The sequence below is a fragment of the Halomarina pelagica genome (genome assembly GCF_024228315.1).
GTDB classification, from domain to species: domain Archaea; phylum Halobacteriota; class Halobacteria; order Halobacteriales; family Haloarculaceae; genus Halomarina; species Halomarina pelagica.
This window is the reverse complement of sequence record NZ_CP100454.1, coordinates 3,192,632-3,208,637: the sequence shown is the minus strand read 5'-3', so window position 1 is coordinate 3,208,637 and position 16,006 is coordinate 3,192,632. Positions and strand designations below refer to the sequence as shown.

General features: G+C 70.1%; 19 protein-coding genes. 15 read left to right on the top strand and 4 right to left on the bottom strand.

Annotation, left to right across the window (positions count from 1 at the left end; genetic code table 11):
* Positions 1–10 precede the first annotated feature (10 nt).
* Genes NKI68_RS16720 through rpsB form a run of 4 tightly spaced genes read left to right on the top strand, consistent with a single transcriptional unit; the run spans position 11 to position 2,404 of the window.
* Complete coding sequence (locus tag NKI68_RS16720) at positions 11–205, top strand: DNA-directed RNA polymerase subunit N (RefSeq protein ID WP_254544261.1); 195 nt, start codon at positions 11–13, stop codon at positions 203–205.
* Entirely contained in the window at positions 205–390 is a 186-nt protein-coding gene (locus NKI68_RS16715; protein WP_254544260.1) for a DNA-directed RNA polymerase subunit K, read from the top strand. Before NKI68_RS16720 ends, NKI68_RS16715 begins: the two co-directional genes overlap by 1 nt.
* Positions 387–1,583, top strand: a complete 1,197-nt coding sequence (gene eno / locus NKI68_RS16710) for a phosphopyruvate hydratase (RefSeq protein ID WP_254544259.1) — start codon at positions 387–389, stop codon at positions 1,581–1,583. The genes NKI68_RS16715 and eno overlap by 4 nt, the downstream gene beginning before the upstream one ends.
* Positions 1,580–2,404, top strand: a complete 825-nt coding sequence (rpsB, locus tag NKI68_RS16705) for a 30S ribosomal protein S2 (protein WP_254544258.1) — start codon at positions 1,580–1,582, stop codon at positions 2,402–2,404. The genes eno and rpsB overlap by 4 nt, the downstream gene beginning before the upstream one ends.
* A 51-nt stretch (positions 2,405–2,455) precedes the next feature.
* On the opposite strand, the gene NKI68_RS16700 is transcribed toward rpsB, so the two are convergent.
* The 3 genes from NKI68_RS16700 to NKI68_RS16690 form a co-directional block, all read right to left on the bottom strand.
* Positions 2,456–3,142: a COG4315 family predicted lipoprotein gene (locus NKI68_RS16700; RefSeq protein ID WP_254544257.1), complete on the bottom strand. Its 687-nt coding sequence runs from the start codon at positions 3,140–3,142 to the stop codon at positions 2,456–2,458.
* An 85-nt stretch (positions 3,143–3,227) separates the two neighbouring features.
* On the bottom strand, positions 3,228–3,530 hold the full coding sequence (locus NKI68_RS16695) for a DUF8036 family membrane protein (protein WP_254544256.1): 303 nt from the start codon (positions 3,528–3,530) through the stop codon (positions 3,228–3,230).
* Between the two features lie 53 nt (positions 3,531–3,583).
* The gene (locus NKI68_RS16690; protein ID WP_254544255.1) at positions 3,584–3,865 is read right to left on the bottom strand and encodes a winged helix-turn-helix domain-containing protein; all 282 of its coding nucleotides are present in this window, start codon (positions 3,863–3,865) and stop codon (positions 3,584–3,586) included.
* Positions 3,866–3,990: 125 nt separating this feature from the next.
* Here NKI68_RS16690 and mvk point away from each other — a divergent pair, with 125 nt between their 5' ends.
* From mvk to NKI68_RS16660, 6 genes are all read left to right on the top strand, one after another.
* Complete coding sequence (gene mvk, locus NKI68_RS16685) at positions 3,991–4,980, top strand: mevalonate kinase (protein WP_254544254.1); 990 nt, start codon at positions 3,991–3,993, stop codon at positions 4,978–4,980.
* Positions 4,977–5,708, top strand: coding sequence for an isopentenyl phosphate kinase (locus NKI68_RS16680; protein ID WP_254544253.1), 732 nt, complete (start codon positions 4,977–4,979; stop codon positions 5,706–5,708). Before mvk ends, NKI68_RS16680 begins: the two co-directional genes overlap by 4 nt.
* Before the next feature lie 303 nt (positions 5,709–6,011).
* Entirely contained in the window at positions 6,012–7,364 is a 1,353-nt protein-coding gene (locus NKI68_RS16675) for a ribonuclease J (protein WP_254544252.1), read from the top strand.
* On the top strand, positions 7,361–8,392 hold the full coding sequence (gene idsA3 / locus NKI68_RS16670; protein WP_254544251.1) for a geranylfarnesyl diphosphate synthase: 1,032 nt from the start codon (positions 7,361–7,363) through the stop codon (positions 8,390–8,392). Before NKI68_RS16675 ends, idsA3 begins: the two co-directional genes overlap by 4 nt.
* Positions 8,393–8,453: 61 nt before the next feature.
* Positions 8,454–8,645, top strand: a complete 192-nt coding sequence (sp36, locus tag NKI68_RS16665; RefSeq protein ID WP_254544250.1) for a Sp36 family protein — start codon at positions 8,454–8,456, stop codon at positions 8,643–8,645.
* A complete protein-coding gene (locus NKI68_RS16660; protein WP_254544249.1) occupies positions 8,638–9,702 on the top strand; it encodes a DUF7972 family membrane protein in 1,065 nt (354 codons plus the stop codon). The genes sp36 and NKI68_RS16660 overlap by 8 nt, the downstream gene beginning before the upstream one ends.
* 11 nt (positions 9,703–9,713) lie before the next feature.
* On the opposite strand, the gene NKI68_RS16655 is transcribed toward NKI68_RS16660, so the two are convergent.
* Positions 9,714–10,748 carry an archaellin/type IV pilin N-terminal domain-containing protein gene (locus NKI68_RS16655; RefSeq protein ID WP_254544248.1) on the bottom strand — a complete coding sequence of 345 codons (1,035 nt, stop codon included), beginning with the start codon at positions 10,746–10,748 and terminating at the stop codon, positions 9,714–9,716.
* A gap of 157 nt (positions 10,749–10,905) precedes the next feature.
* On the opposite strand from NKI68_RS16655, the gene NKI68_RS16650 reads away from it, so the two are divergent.
* The 5 genes from NKI68_RS16650 (at position 10,906) to NKI68_RS16630 (ending at position 15,841) form a co-directional block, all read left to right on the top strand.
* Positions 10,906–12,207 carry a hypothetical protein gene (locus NKI68_RS16650; protein ID WP_254544247.1) on the top strand — a complete coding sequence of 434 codons (1,302 nt, stop codon included), beginning with the start codon at positions 10,906–10,908 and terminating at the stop codon, positions 12,205–12,207.
* A gap of 61 nt (positions 12,208–12,268) precedes the next feature.
* Positions 12,269–14,014 carry a glutamate--tRNA ligase gene (locus NKI68_RS16645; protein ID WP_254544246.1) on the top strand — a complete coding sequence of 582 codons (1,746 nt, stop codon included), beginning with the start codon at positions 12,269–12,271 and terminating at the stop codon, positions 14,012–14,014.
* Positions 14,015–14,203: 189 nt separating this feature from the next.
* Positions 14,204–14,536, top strand: a complete 333-nt coding sequence (locus NKI68_RS16640) for a hypothetical protein (protein ID WP_254544245.1) — start codon at positions 14,204–14,206, stop codon at positions 14,534–14,536.
* 184 nt (positions 14,537–14,720) lie between these two features.
* Positions 14,721–15,407 (top strand): class I SAM-dependent methyltransferase, encoded by a 687-nt coding sequence (locus NKI68_RS16635; protein WP_254544244.1) that lies wholly within the window; start codon positions 14,721–14,723, stop codon positions 15,405–15,407.
* A gap of 104 nt (positions 15,408–15,511) precedes the next feature.
* Positions 15,512–15,841, top strand: a complete 330-nt coding sequence (locus NKI68_RS16630; RefSeq protein WP_254544243.1) for a 4Fe-4S dicluster domain-containing protein — start codon at positions 15,512–15,514, stop codon at positions 15,839–15,841.
* Positions 15,842–16,006: the final 165 nt, after the last annotated feature.

The window sequence follows — 16,006 nt, the reverse complement described above, 5'->3', positions numbered from 1 at the left end:
TGATCCACCCATGATGATACCCGTCCGGTGTTTCACGTGCGGCAAGGTCGTCGGCGAGTACTGGGACGAGTACGAGCGTCGGACCGAGGAGGAGGGCGAGCCGGCGGCGGCGGTGCTCGACGACCTCGGCGTCGAACGCGCGTGCTGCCGACGGATGCTCGTCTCGCACAAGGACCTCGTCGACATCGTCTCCCCGTACCAGTGATGGCACAACAACGACACAATCGGTACGAGAAAGCCCGCATTATCGGCGCGCGAGCGCTGCAGGTCTCCTACGGCGCGCCGGTGCTGGTGGATTCTGAGCAGACGGAACCCATCCTGATCGCCGCCGAGGAGTACGACGCGGGGGTACTGCCGTTCACCGTCCACCGAGGGGGGAAGAACGCGTGACGCTCATCACCGAGATCCGGCTCCGCCGAATCCTCGACTCGCGGGGCAACCCGACGGTCGAGGCGGAGGTCACCACCGAGAGCGGCGGGTTCGGGCGCGGTGCCGCCCCGAGCGGTGCCTCGACGGGCGAGTACGAGGCCATCGAACTCCCCGCCGAGGAGGCCATCGCCAGGGCGCGCGAACTCGCGGTCCCCCGGCTGGAGGGGCAGGTCTACGCGGGCGACCAGCGGTCGGTCGACCGGGTGCTCCGGGAGGCGGACGGGACGGAGAACTTCGGCGAGATCGGCGCGAACAGCGCCGTCGCGATCAGCATGGCCGCCGCGAAGGCCGGGGCGGACATGCTCGGCGCGCCGCTCTACCAGCACCTCGGGGGCGCGTTCCGCGGGAACGAGTTCCCGACGCCGCTCGGCAACGTCATCGGCGGCGGCGAGCACGCCGCGGACGCGACGGACATCCAGGAGTTCCTCGCCGCGCCCGTCGGCGCGCCGAGCGTCGCCGACGCCGTCTTCGCCAACGCGGCCGTCCACGGCGAGGTCAGCGACGTCCTCGCCGAACGCGGCGTCCCCGCGGCGAAGGGCGACGAGGGCGCGTGGGCCCCCGCCATCGACGACGCCGAGGCGTTCGAGGTGGTCGCCGAGGCCGTCTCGACCGTCGAGGACGACGTCGGTTTCGAGATCGGCATCGGGCTGGACGTGGCCGCCTCGGAACTGTTCGACGGCGACGTCTATCAGTACGCCGACGTCGAGCGCACGCCCGACGAGCAGATCGACTACGTCGCCGACCTGGTCGAGGAGTACGACCTCGTCTACGTCGAGGACCCGCTCGACGAGGACGACTTCGACGGCTTCGCCGCGCTGACCGAGCGCGTGGGCAGCGAGGCGCTGATCTGCGGCGACGACCTCTTCGTCACCAACACGGAGCGGCTCACGACGGGGATAGAACGCGGGGCGGCCAACAGCATCCTGGTGAAACCGAACCAGATCGGGACGCTGACCGACGCCTTCGACGCGATCGAACTCGCGGTGGAGAACGGCTACGCGCCGGTGGTCTCCCACCGTAGCGGCGAGACGGAGGACACGACGATAGCACACCTGGCCGTGGCGACCGCGGCTCCCTTCATCAAGACGGGGGCGGTCGGCGGCGAGCGAACCGCGAAACTCAACGAACTCATTCGAATCGAGGAAAACGCATGAGCGACAACGAAGAAGGACTCGAGGAACTCGCCGACGAGGAGGCCGCCGCTGCGGACGCCCCCGAGAGCGAGGACCGAGAGGAGTCCACCGACGCAGAGACGCCCGCCGCCGACGAGGCGGCCGAACCGGAGACCGAGGACGCACCCTCGGACGAGGCGGGGGCGAACCCCGATTCCGACCCCGAACCGGAGGAGGAGGAGTCGGGACCCGCCTTCGACGAGGACGTCATGCCCGACGAGGAGGCGGACCTCCTGATCCCGGTCGAGGACTACCTCGCTGCCGGCGTCCACATCGGGACCCAGCAGAAGACGAAGGACATGGAGCGGTTCATCCACCGCGTCCGCACCGACGGGCTGTACGTGCTCGACGTGAGCCAGACCGACGAGCGCATCCGCACGGCGGCGAAGTTCCTCGCGAACTACCAGCCCGAGCAGATCCTCGTCGCCTCCTCGCGCCAGTACGGTCGCTTCCCGGCGGAGAAGTTCGCCGACGCCGTCGGCGCGCGCGCCCGCACCGGGCGCTTCATCCCCGGCACGCTGACGAACCCGCAGTACGCGGGTTACATCGAACCCGACGTGGTCGTCGTCACCGATCCCATCGGCGACAGCCAGGCCGTGAAGGAGGCGATCACCGTCGGCATCCCAGTCGTGGCGATGTGCGACTCGAACAACCAGACGAGCAACGTCGACATCGTCGTCCCGACGAACAACAAGGGGCGCAAGGCGCTGTCGGTCGTCTACTGGCTGCTCGCGAACGAGACGCTCGACAACCGCGGCGCGGAACCGGCCTACGCGCTCGAGGACTTCGAAGCCGGTATCTGAGACGCCAGACCTTTTCGGTTCGTCCCGACGCAGGTGAGAGCGGCCGCGCCGTCAGTAGTACCCGCCGCCGCTTCCTCCGTCGCTCCCGCTCCCGTTCCCGCCGTCGGCACCACCGCCCGACGTACCGTCGTCGCTCGACGTGTCGTTCTCGCCAGGGGTATCGGTACCACCGGTGGCACCTTCCGTCACCCGCGTTCCATCCGGACCGACGACGAACCAGACGCCGCCGACGCCCTGCCCCTTCGCGTCGCCGGGGGCCTCGTCCGGTTCGTAATAGTAGAGCGGGTGACCCGCCGCCGTGACCTGCGTGGAGCCGTCCGTCCGTTCGGCGGTTCCGAGCCGTGCCGTCACGCCCGTTCCCGCGCTGGGCTGCCCGCTCGCGGTCAACGGCGGCCAGGCCGTCGCACAGTCGTCGTAACAGACGCTGGCTCCGCCCTCGTCCTTCGTGAACAGGTACAACGTCATCCCCTCGGCGTCGGTCAGTATCTCGCCGTAGGGATCCACCGTCGCCGTTCGAACCGTCGCCGTGGCCGTTCCACCGTCGCCGTCGCCGTCGCCGGTGTCGGTCGTCGTGTCGTCGCTGTCGTTCGCCGTGTCGCCGGTGTCGGTCGTCTCGTTCGTTCCGCCGGTTGCGCCGTCGCCACCGTCGTCGCCGGTCCGTGCACACCCCGCGAGTGCGCCGAAGGAAGCGACACCGCCGGTCGCGACCGCACCCCTGATGAGCGTTCGTCGTTTCATCACGAGTCGGTACGTTCGCGACGGCCGACGAAGGGCGTTTTCCGAAGTCTCTCCAAACTCCGTCCAAAGAGTCGGCGGTGCGGGGCTACTTTCGGGTGATCCAGGTCAGCGCGAGGACGGCCCCGAACTGCAGGACGGTGAGCGTCATGATGGCGACGTTGTAGCGTTCGGGGATCGCGCCGAACCAGTCGCTCGTCGTCGGATCGAGGACGTAGATGTAGAGCGCGAAGCCGTTCTGTACGAGCAGGAACGCGCCGAAGACCAGGAGACCGAGGGTGAACGGCGTCCGCAACCGGAGGTAGTTGCGGACCCAGACGTAGCACAGTCCTCCGAGGAGGACGAGGTTGAGCGCGGTCGCGAGCCGCGTGACGTCGAACCAGAGGGCCATCTTATCCGTTCCTCCGCGCTATCGGGTACGGGGTGCGTCTCTCTTGAATCATGTCATGCGTCCTCCAGCGTGTCGATGACGGACTCGACGGTCGTCCAGTTGCGCTCGATCCGATCGGTCAGCAGGTACACCGTCCCGTACCCGCCGCCGCTGTTCCTGACCACGTCGTGGTCCATGAGCACGTCGAGGTGGTAGCGAATCGTCGTGTAATCGAGGCCGAGGTCCTCCGCGAGCTGGTTGGCGTTCCGCGGGCGCTCTCTCAGCGCACGAACGATGCGGATGCGGTTCGGCCCGCCGCGAGCGCCGGCCAGCATGTACCAGAGGGCCGTCTCCATCGGCTACCGGTTGCGACTCCCCCCTAATATACTCCCTCCCCCCACTGTTCGCGACCTGCTCGCGACCGTCCGTCCACCGGAACCGTTCGGATACGCTTAAACGGGCGGTCCGGTTACGGGCGGGTATGACCGTTTCGAGCGCGCCGGGCAAACTATACCTCTTCGGCGAGCACGCCGTCGTCTACGGCGAGCCGGCGGTCGGCTGTGCTATCGACCGTCGGGCGCGGGTGACCGCCCATCGCCGCGATGACGACCGCCTCCAGGTGGAGGCCCGCGACCTGACTCTCGACGGGTTCACCGTCGAGTACAGCGGCGGCGCGAACGACCAGTTGGACGTGAACGTGCCCACGCCGCTCGTGGAGGCGGCGATGGGCTACGTCGACGGGGCCGTCGAGCAGGCCCGCGAGGCCGCCGCCGCCCCGGACGCCGGCCTCGACCTGATCGTCGAGAGCGAGATCCCGCTGGGGGCGGGGTTGAGTTCGTCGGCGGCCGTCATCGTCGCGACCATCGACGCCGCGGCCCGCGAACTCGGCGTCGAACTGTCGTCCGAGGAACTGGCCGACCGCGCGTATCGAGTCGAACACGACGTACAGGACGGCCAGGCGTCCCGCACCGACACGTTCTGCTCGACGGTGGGCGGGGCCGTCCGGGTCGAGGGCGACGACTGCGAGCGTATCGAGGACATCCCGGACCTGCCGCTCGTCGTCGGCTACGACGGCGGCGCGGGCGACACCGGCGACCTCGTCGCCGGGGTGCGCGCGCTCCGCGAGGAGTACGACTTCGCCGCCGACACGGTGGGGGCGATCGGCGACGTGGTCCGTCAGGGCGAGCGCGCGCTGGCCGAGGACGACGTCGAGGAGGTCGGCCGCCTGATGGACTTCAACCACGGCCTGCTCTCGGCGCTCGGCGTCTCCTCGCGCTCGCTCGACGCGATGGTGTGGGCCGCCCGCGACGCGGACGCGCTCGGGGCGAAGCTGACCGGCGCGGGCGGGGGCGGGTGTATCGTCGCGCTCGACGAGACGGCAGGCGCGCAGACGGCGTTGCGCTACACGCCCGGCTGCGAGGACGCGTTCCGCGCCGAACTCGACCGCGAGGGGGTGCGCGCCGAGGGATGACCACGATACTGAAACTCGGCGGGAGCGTCGTCACGGACAAGGACACGCCGGAGACGGTCGACGCGGCGGCGCTCGACCGGATCGCGGCCGCGGTCTCGGCGGCGGACGACGACCTCGTGCTGGTCCACGGCGGCGGGTCGTTCGGCCACCACCACGCGAGCGAGCACGGCATCAGTCGGACGCGGGGGACCCACGACTACGAGGGCGTGGTCGCGGTCCACGCCGCGATGAAGCGCCTCAACGACACGGTCCTCGACGCGTTCCACGCCCAGGACGTGCCGGCCGTCCCGGTCCACCCGTTCTCGGCGGGTTTTCGCAACGCGGTGAGCGACCTCGTGCTCCCGACCGGACAGGTCCGGGTGCTCGTCCGGGAGGGGTTCGTCCCCGTCGTCCACGGCGACGTCATCGCCCACGAGGGCAAGGGCGCGACCGTCGTCAGCGGCGACGAACTGGTCGTCGAACTCGCGGACCACCTCGACGCCGACCGCGTCGGCCTCTGTTCGGCCGTCCCGGGCGTCTACGACGAGGACGGCGAGGTGATCGAGCGCGTCGAGTCGCTCGAACAGATCGGGGGTGCGATCGGCGGGAGCGACTCGACGGACGTCACCGGCGGGATGGCCGCGAAGGTGCGCGAACTGCTATCGCTTTCCGTCCCCGCGTTCGTCTTCGAACTCGACGAGGTGGAGGCGTTTCTCGCGGGCGACGATCCGGGGACGCGCGTCGGGTAGCGGGCGGTGCGTTCGACCGGGGAGCGCGGCCTCGCGCGCGGCGCTCGCCGAACGCTGGATTCTGCCCTCGACACGGAGTCACATTCTGGGGAGCAAGCCACGTAGTTTTTAACACCGCGGCTTGTAGGACGCGATAACCGAGCATACGGTCGCCCCGAGAACGCGGGCGGGCGACCGGCGGGATCCGGGCGCGGTCTCTCGATTCGTCCGGATCACGCGGGCCTCTGGAGTGCCAGCGGTACGTCTTCGCCGGTCGCGCGCGCGGGCCGCGCTCCCCGGGCGACTCCTCTCGGAGTGGAAACTATGGAAGTCGAAATCGCAACGATCGGCGGTTACGAAGAGGTCGGCCGGCAGATGACGGCCGTCCGTGCCGGGGACGACGTCGTCGTCTTCGACATGGGTCTCAACCTCTCGCAGGTACTGATTCACGACAACCTCGAGACCGAGCGGCTGCACAGCCTCGACCTGATCGACATGGGCGCGATCCCGGACGACCGCGTCATGTCCGACCTGGAGGGCGACGTGCAGGCCATCGTGCCGACACACGGTCACCTCGACCACATCGGCGCGCTCTCGAAGCTCGCCCACCGCTACGACGCGCCCATCGTGGCGACGCCGTTCACCATCGAACTCGTCAAGCAGCAGATCCAGAGCGAGGAGAAGTTCGGCGTCCAGAACGACCTCGTCCCGATGGAGGCGGGCGAGACGATGCGCATCGGCGACACGGGCCAGGTCGAACTGGAGTTCGTCAACGTCACCCACTCGATCATCGACGCGATCAACCCCGTCCTCCACACGCCCGAGGGGGCGGTCGTCTACGGGCTGGACAAGCGCATGGACCACACGCCGGTGCTGGGCGACCCCATCGACATGCCGCGCTTCCGCGAGATCGGCCGCGAGGGCAACGGCGTCCTCTGCTACATCGAGGACTGCACGAACGCGGGTCGGAAGGGTCGCACCCCGAGCGAGGCCGTCGCGCGACGCCACCTGAAGGACGTGCTGACGAGCGTCGAGGACTACGACGGCGGCATCGTCGCCACGACGTTCTCGAGTCACATCGCCCGCGTGACGAGCCTCGTCGAGTTCGCGAAGGACATCGGCCGCCAGCCGGTCCTGCTCGGACGCTCGATGGAGAAGTACTCGGGCACCGCAGAGCGGCTGAACTTCGTCGACTTCCCCGAGGACCTCGGGATGTACGGCCACCGCAAGTCCGTCGACCGGACGTTCAAGCGCATCATGAACGAGGGCAAGGAGAACTACCTGCCCATCGTGACGGGCCACCAGGGCGAACCGCGCGCCATGCTCACCCGGATGGGGCGGGGGGAGACGCCCTACGACCTCGAGGACGGCGACAAGGTCATCTTCAGCGCGCGGGTGATCCCCGAGCCGACCAACGAGGGCCAGCGCTACCAGTCCGAGAAGCTGCTGAAGATGCAGGGCGCGCGCATCTACGACGACGTCCACGTCTCCGGGCACCTCCGCGAGGAGGGCCACTACGAGATGCTCCGGGCGCTCCAGCCCCAGCACGTCATCCCGGCCCACCAGGACATGAAGGGCTTCGCGCCCTACACGGACCTCGCGGCCGGCCAGGGCTACAAGCTCGGCCGCGACCTGCACGTCACGCGAAACGGGAACATGATCCAGCTGACGGAATGAGCGCCGGGAGAGCGCGCGTCGAGGCGGCCATCGAGGACCGCCGCGGGGAGGTCAACGACGCCATCGCGGAGATGCTCCCCGTCAAGCGTCCGGAGCGCCTCTACGAGGCGTCCCGATACCTGCTCGACGCGGGCGGCAAGCGACTGCGCCCGACGATGCTCCTGCTCGCCGCGGAGGCGGTCACCGATACGGAACCGCGAGCCGACGACTACCGCGCGTTCGGTCCGAACGAACTCGACGTCATGGCCGCCGCCGTCTCCGTCGAGGTCATCCAGTCGTTCACGCTCATCCACGACGACATCATGGACGACGACGACCTCCGTCGCGGCGTCCCGTCGGTCCACCGGGAGTACGACACGGAGACCGCCATCCTCGCGGGAGACACCCTCTACTCGAAGGCGTTCGAGTGCATGCTCGAGACCGGCGCGCCGGCCGATCGGTCGGTGCGCGCGCTCGACACGCTCGCCACCACCTGCACGAAGATCTGCGAGGGGCAGGCCCTCGACGTGGACTTCGAGGGGCGCGACGACGTGACGACCGACGAGTACCTCGAGATGATCGAGCACAAGACCGCGGTGCTGTACGCCGCCGCCGCGGCCATCCCCGCGATCCTGCTCGGCGCGGACGAGGCGGTCGTCGACGCGCTCTGCGGCTACGGGCTCGACGTCGGCCGGGCGTTCCAGATCCAGGACGACCTCCTCGACCTCACCGTCCCGAGCGAGACGCTCGGCAAGACGCGGGGGAGCGACCTCGTAGAGGGCAAGCGAACCATCGTCACCCTGCACGCCGCAGAGCGGGGCGTCGACGTGGACGCGCTCGTCGACGCGGAGCGCCCAGACGACGTCACCGAAGCGGACATCGAGGCCGCGGTCGAGCGCCTCGATGCGGTCGGGAGCATCGAGTACGCCCGCGGAACGGCGCGGGACCTCGTCGCCCGGGGGAAGGAGCGCCTCGACGTCCTCCCCGAGTCCGAAGCCCGGACGACGCTCGCGGGCATCGCGGACTACCTCGTCGACCGCACCTACTGACCGGCCGGATCGCCCTGCCGCGGTCAGGTTTTTACCCCCGCGACGAGTCCAACAGCGTACGATGAACGACCCCCATCGCTGGGAGTACGAGACGCTCCGACCGCCGCGGGAGGCGACGAAACACGAGGCGGCGGATCCGAAGGAGGCGCTGAACGAGCTCGGCACCGAGGGGTGGGAGCTCGTCTGCTCCGTCGACTACGCCGGCGGCGGGACGAAGTACCTCGTCCTCAAGCGCCCCCTGACCGATGAGTGAGACGGCCCTCGGCTCCGAGCGGTCGGCGGGACGGGAGTCGGACGTCAGCACCGAGAACACGATGCGGGCGCGCGCCGGGGAGAACCGACTCAAGCTCTGGCTGTTGCTCGGCGCGAACCGGCTCCTCGTCACCGGCGTCCTGGCGGCGCTGGTGTTCGTCGCGTTCCTCCTCGCGGGGGTGTTCTTCCTCCCGCCGTTCACGCAGACCGTCGCGAGCGGGGATATCCTCGATACGCTGTTCACCACGATGATAAGCGCCCTCATCACGGGCGTGACGCTGGTCGTCACGATCAGCCAGCTCGTCATCTCCCAGGAGAACGGGCCGCTCGGCGACCAGCGCGAACGGATGAGCAACGCGCTCGACTTCCGCACGTACGCGGGCGAACTCATCGGGACGACGGCGCCGGCCGACCCGTCGGCGTTCCTCGCGGCCATCGTCGAAGCGTCCGCGAAGCGCGCGAAGAAGGTCCGCGAGCTGGTCGACGATCTCGACGCGGGGTCGGACGCCGAGGACGACCTGGAGCGGGAGGTAGACGAGTTCGTCGACAGTCTCGTCGAGAACGCGGACCTCGTCCGCGACCGCCTGGACGGAGCGACCTTCGGTTCGTTCGACGTCCTCTACGCGGCGCTCGACTACAACTACGCCTGGAAGATGTTCCAGACCGAGCGGCTCCGCGACGTGTACGCGGACGACATCGACGGCGACACCCGACAGGCCCTCGACGACCTCCACACGTCGCTCGCGATGTTCGGCCCCGCCCGCGAGCACGTGAAGACGCTCTACTTCCAGTGGGCGCTCATCGACCTCTCGCAGCTCATCGTCTACGCGGCGGTCCCCGCGCTCGTCGTCGCGGCCATCATGGCGACGTTTGTGGACACGGCCACGTTCACGGGGGCGACCCTCGGCGTCACGGACCTCCTGTGGGTGACCGCGGCCGCGTTCACCGTCACGGTCGTCCCGTTTCTCCTGTTCATCGCCTACGTGATCCGCGTCGTCACCATCGCGAAGCGAACCCTCGCCATCGGTCCGCTCATCCTGCGCGACTCCCAGCGCTGAGAGGAGGCATCTCACCCACCGGGGCAGACGACGACGTCCTCCCCGCGACGGTTCTCGCGGAACTGCACCGTCTCCTCCTGCGTGAAGAAGGAGACGAGCACGACCGCGTCCTGGTAGTCGACCGCCGAGGCCGGCGTGTTCGTGTTGAAGTCGAACAGGAAGATCGCCTGGTTGTCGGCGAGCGAGACGCGATCGCCCTTGACGTAGGGCGAGACGTACCCGGCGACCGACTGCTGGCCGTCGCCGGCGTCGAGGTTGGGGACGGGGTCGCCGTCGCGGAGGACGCGCATGTGTGACGGGTGGCGGGACTCGCTGACGTTCCGCCAGTCCCACCCGTCGTAGCCGCTCGCCGACACCGCGAGACTCGTCCCCGCCTCGCGGGTGGACACGTCGTACGTTCCCACCGTCGACTGGGCGTCGTGGACGCCCGTCCACGAGTGGACGGGTTCGTCGCCGACGGTCACCCGGACGGTCACCGGCGGGTCGTAGTAGGGCGACGACCACGCCGTCCCGACGAAGGTCACCGCGGCGGTGTACCGCGCCGTCGGGACGACCTCGGTGTCGCGGACGACGAACTGCCCGCGCTCGATGGGCACCTCGCGGTGGCTCACGAGGAACGACTGCCGTCCGGCGTCGTGGACGACCGAGACGTGCGCCGTCTCGCCGCCGCCGGCGCACACCGTCTCGGCGTCGAGGTCGAGGGCGACGCGCTCGCCGGGGCCCCACCGGCCGTCGGCGAGCGCGGGGGAGTCGATCGACGAGAGGGGGTACTCGACGCTCGCGTCGCCGGAGCCGACGCGAACGGTGAGGGCGTCGGCGTCGACGGTCGCGCCGGCGCGGTGGAGGAGCGCGAGGGAGTGGTCGACCTCTCCCCCGCTGAGTTCGACCCGGACGGTGTTGCCGGAGGCGACCGTCGGGCCCGGATCGACGAGCGCGTCCTCGAAGCCGAGCGCCATCGTGGCGACGACTGCCGCGAGGAGGACGACGATCCCGACGACGAGGACGCCGCCGACGAGCGGGGAGAGCGCGCGGTCGCGGGAGGTCACGACCGGCGTGAAGTGCCGCGGAGGCATAAACCGGGAGGAGCGGTTTCACGGCGGTTAACTCCGCGTCACCGCGGTCGCGTCGCCGAGGGACGAGTGGCCGTTCGCCCCTCACGCCCTAGTGCGGAACCGTCATTCCGAAGCGGACCCCACCGGGGGTATGCACGTTCCGCGCCGCCGACTGCTCGCGCTGGCGGGGACGCTCGCGCTGGCGGGTTGCGGTGACCGTGGGGACCGGGGGGACCGTGAACGCCGTCGAACCGACCCGCCCTCGGCCGTGACGCCCGCCGGCACGAGCGACGACCTCGCGTACACGCACGTCCGTCCGTCCGGGAATCGAGTACTCGACGGGACGGGGTCGGTGCCCGACGCGACGCCGCGGGCGGTGCCGTTCGACGGGACCCCGGCGTGGCTGGTCGCCGCCCCGACCGAGCGCGGGAGCCTGTGGGTCGTCGTCGCCGACGACGGCCGGGCACGGGGCTTCGAGGTCCGGGGCGGCGATCGCCGCGACCGGGCGGTGTCGCCCGCCCGCCTCGACCCCGGAACGCCTCCGGCGCTGGCGCTCGACGGCGGCGAGCCGACGCTCCTCGTGCCGCCGGAGGGCGCGTCCGCGCTCGGCCACCCGGTCCGTCTCGAGGGCGGGGCGCTGCTGTTCGTCGCGGACGGCGACCTCGTCCGGCGCGACGCCGACGCCGAGGTGCGCCTCCCGATCGACGCGCTCCCCGACGCCCGGATCGTACAGAGCGGCGACGTCGTGGCGGTCCTCGCGGGGGCGACCGACCGCTACGACCACGGCGTCCTCGGCGACGGAACGGAGGCGGGGAGCGTCGCCGTCGTCGACGCGAGCGAGGGGCTGGAACTCCGAACGCGCATCGAGGTCGGTCCTCCGGCGGTCGTCGAGGGGATCGCCTCCATCCTCGCGGACGTGACCGGCGACGGTCGCCCGGACGTGATCGTCACCGAGAGCGACGCCGACCGGGGAGCGCGGGTCGCGGCGTACGCCGCGGACGGGACGCGCCTCGCCGCGGGCGAACCGATCGGGACGGGGTTTCGCTGGCGGCACCAGCTCGCCGTCGCGCCGTTCGCACCGGACGCGGTCCCCGAACTCGCCGTCGTCAGAACGCCGCACGTCGGCGGCGTGGCGGAGTTCTACCGCGCCCGCGGCGATCGGTTGTCGGTGGTCGCCACCGCCGAGCGCTACGGGACCCACATCATCGGCTCCCGGAACCTGGACGGGGCGCTCGCGGGCGACTTCGACGGGGACGGACGGATCGAACTCCTCCTGCCGACGGGGGACCGCACGGCGCTCGCCGCGCTCCGTCGGACGGGGGACGGCGTCAGGGAGGCGTGGACGCTCCCCGTGGGCGGGGCCGTCCGGACGAACCTCGCGGGCGTCCGCGGCGGCGACGGTCGCATCGTCGTGGGCGTGGGGACCGACGACGGCCTCCGGCTGTGGGGGTGACCCCGCCTCGTCGCGGGAGAATCCACGCCCGTTTTGATCCCTCGCGCGAACCGTACCGGTAATGGACGACGACCTCCGAGCGCGCGTCGAGCGCGCGGCCGAGCGGAGCGCGCTCTACAACGCGCTCAAGCACGACAGCGACGCACAGGTGGGCGCGATCATGGGACCGCTGATGGGCGCGAACCCCGAGTTCCGCGAGCACGGGAGCGAGGTGCCGGGCGTCGTCGCGCCCGTCGTCGAGCGCGTCAACGGCCTCTCGGCGGCGGAGCGCCGCGAGCGCCTGGCGGAACTCGACCCCGACGCGCTGGCGGAACTCGAGGCCGAGGAGGAGGGTGATGAGGACGAGCGAGCGCTTCCCGACCTCCCGAACGCGGCGGAGTACGAGGAGATCCGCATGCGCCTCGCGCCGAACCCGAACGGGCCGTGGCACCTCGGCAACGCCCGCATGCCCGCCGTCATCGGGACGTACAAGGACCGCTACGACGGCTGGATGCTCTGTCGGTTCGACGACACCGACCCGGAGACGAAGCGCCCCGACCTCGACGCCTACGACGCTATCCTCGACGCCGTCGACTACCTCGGGTTCGAGCCGGACGAGGTGATCCGGGCGAGCGACCGCCTGGAGACCTACTACGACCACGCCCGCGAACTCGTCGAACTGGGCGGGGCGTACACCTGCTCCTGTTCCGCAGAGGCGTTCTCCGATCTCAAGAACGCGGGCGAACCCTGTCCCCACCGGGAGAAGGACGCAGAGACCGTCCGCTCGGAGTTCGAGGCGATGGTCGACGGCGAGTACCGCGCGGGCGAGATGGTCCTGCGCGTGAAGACCGACGTCGAGCACAGGAACCCCGCGCTGCGCGACTGGGTGGCGTTCCGAATCGTCGACACGCCCCACCCGCGCCCGGAGGCGGCAGACTACCGGTGCTGGCCGATGCTCGACTTCCAGTCCGGGATCGACGATCACCTGACCGGCATCACCCACATCGTCCGCGGGATCGACCTGCAGGACTCCGCAAAGCGTCAGCGGTTCGTCTACGACTACTTCGGCTGGGAGTACCCCGAGGTCATCCACTGGGGGAAGATCCAGCTCGACGCCTACGACGTGAAGATGTCCACCTCCACGATCAAAGAGCTGATCGAGCGGGGCGAACTCGACGGCTGGGACGACCCGCGCGCGCCGACGCTCGCCAGCGTGCGCCGGCGCGGGATCCGCGGGCGAGCGGTCGTGGACGCCCTCGTCGAACTCGGCACCTCCACGAGCGACGTGGACCTCGCCATGTCGGCCATCTACGCCCGGAACCGCGAGCTGATCGACGACGAGGCCGACCGCCGCTTTCTCGTGCGCGACGGGGTGGAGAAGCAGGTCGTCGGTGGACCGGAGGCGGGCGAGCCGCCGGTCCACCCGGACCACCCCGAGCGGGGGACGCGGCGCATCCCCGTCGAGGGGAGCGTCCTCGTCGAACCCGACGACGTGCCGGCCAACGGGGAGCGCGTCTGGCTGAAGGGCTTCGGCTGCGTCCGGCACACGCGCGACGCCTTCGAGTTCACCGGCGACGACATCGACGCCGTGCGCGAGGAGGGCGTCCCCGTCGTCCACTGGGTCCCCGCCGACGGGAGCGTGCCCGTCACCCTCCGCACGATGGAGGGCGACGTGACGGGGCGCGCCGAACCCGGCATCCAGGGGTACGAACCCGACGACGTGGTGCAGTTCGAGCGCGTCGGGTTCGCCCGGATCGACGGCGTGGCAGGGGGCGACGCGGAACCGTCGGACGGGGAGCGCGTGGTGGCGTACTACGCCCACCCGTAGGTCCGCGACGCGGAGGCGGGGATCGGCCGATCCCTCATCCTCCGGAACCAGTCACGGAGACGTACCGCGGACCTCTCCGACCCCGGACACATTCCGGTGCGCGCGTATCGGGCGGCGAGCGGTCGGTCGGCGACGCGGCACGACGCCGGCCGCGCAACGGTTATCGCCCTTCGAGTCCTTCCCGTCGTCGTGACTACCAGTACCACCTCCGCGTCGGGCGGGTCGTTCGGCGTCGTGACCATTCTGGCCGTCCTCCTCGGAGCGGCGATAGTCGGCTACGGCCTCCTGCTCGCCCCGCAGTCGTTGATAGGGGGTGCCTGGATCGCCGCCGTCGGCCTCTCACTGCTGCTCTCGGGGATGTTCGCGACCGAGTGGGCCGGCGACCGCTTCGGCCTCTCGGCGGTGGATCGGCGCAGGCTGTCGCTGGCGTTCGCCGGGCTCGCCGCGTTCCTGCTGGTCGCGTTCGTCGTCGTCAACTTCGCGTCCTTCGAGTCCGCGGAGATCGAGGGGGGTACCCGATAGAGGTGTCGTGGGAGCGAGATTCCACCCGAGCCACCGTCCTCCACTGAGACGGCCGGTTAGGAGGTCGTCGAAGTCAACCGTGCTCGTCACTGGATGATCGTCGGACGGCGCAAGTAGCGAACATAAGTGGCCAATAACGGGTAAAATTATACATTAATGTCCGTATAGGGTAGTAGATAAGCGAATGACGCCGCAGAGACGGTACGAGATCGACGACTTCGCGTTCGTCGGGCGGACGCTCGCCGAGTACCGACGGATGTTCGACCTCGACGTCGAGGCGCTGGCCGGCCGGCGCGTCCTCGACTGCCCCGCGGGGCCGTGTTCGTTCGTGGCGGAGGCCCGCGACCGCGGCGTCCGCGCGGTCGGCGTCGACGCGATGTACGGTCGCTCGCCGGCCGCACTGGCACGGCTCGCGACCGAGGACGCGGCGCGCGCGACGGCCGCCCTCGACGGCGTCGAGGACCTCTATCGGTGGGAGTTCTACGAGGACGTCGCCGAACTCGAAACGTATCGCCACCGTGCGGCGTCGCGGTTCCTCCGCGACTACGCCCGCCACGGCGGGCGGTACGTCGGCGCGACGCTTCCCGAGTTGCCGTTTCCGGACGACGCCTTCGAGACGGTCCTCTCGGCACACCTCCTGTTTCTCTACGACGATCGGCTCTCCCCGGAGTTCCACCTCGACACGGTCCGAGAACTCCTGCGGGTCGGCGAGGAGGTCCGCGTGTTCCCGCTCCACGGCTTCGACGCCGAACGGTCCAAGTTGGTGGCGGTCGTGGTGGACGCCCTCCGGGCGGACGGGCACGCGGTCGAGACGAGGACGGTCCCCTTCGAGTTCCAGCGCGGGGCGAACGAGATGCTCGTCGTCGGATGAGACGGCGACGGAACCGGATCGCAGGGGCCGCTCCGCCCCCGGAGCGGCCCGAACCGACAGCGAGGATACTATTAAGTCCGTGCGTGCACTGTCCATAGACAACAATGGCCATAGATCCGCAGTTCGAGACGAACCGGGAAGCGGTGGACGAACACAACGGTCACCGGGTGTGGGGGCCGGTCGAGGAACCCGAGAAACTGGGCATCCACGGGACGCACGTCGCCGTCGACTTCGACATCTGTCTCGCCGACGGTGCCTGCCTCGAGGACTGTCCCGTGGACGTCTTCGAGTGGGTCGACACGCCGGGGCACCCGGAGAGCGAACTCAAGGCGGATCCGGCGAACGAGGCCCAGTGCATCGACTGCATGCTCTGCGTGGACGTCTGTCCCGTCGACGCCATCGACGTCGACCCGGGGCGGGCCGGTCGTCTCTGAGTTCCGCACCCCCTCCCGTCCGACGTCGTCCCGCTTCCTCCCTGCCCGTCACCGTCCCCGCCTCGCTCCCGCCAGCCCCGTCGCGCTCGTCTCCCCCGTTCTCCACCGCCGATGGACGCGGGTCACCGCCCCACCACCTCCCCTCGCCGGTGGCGAAACCGTGAC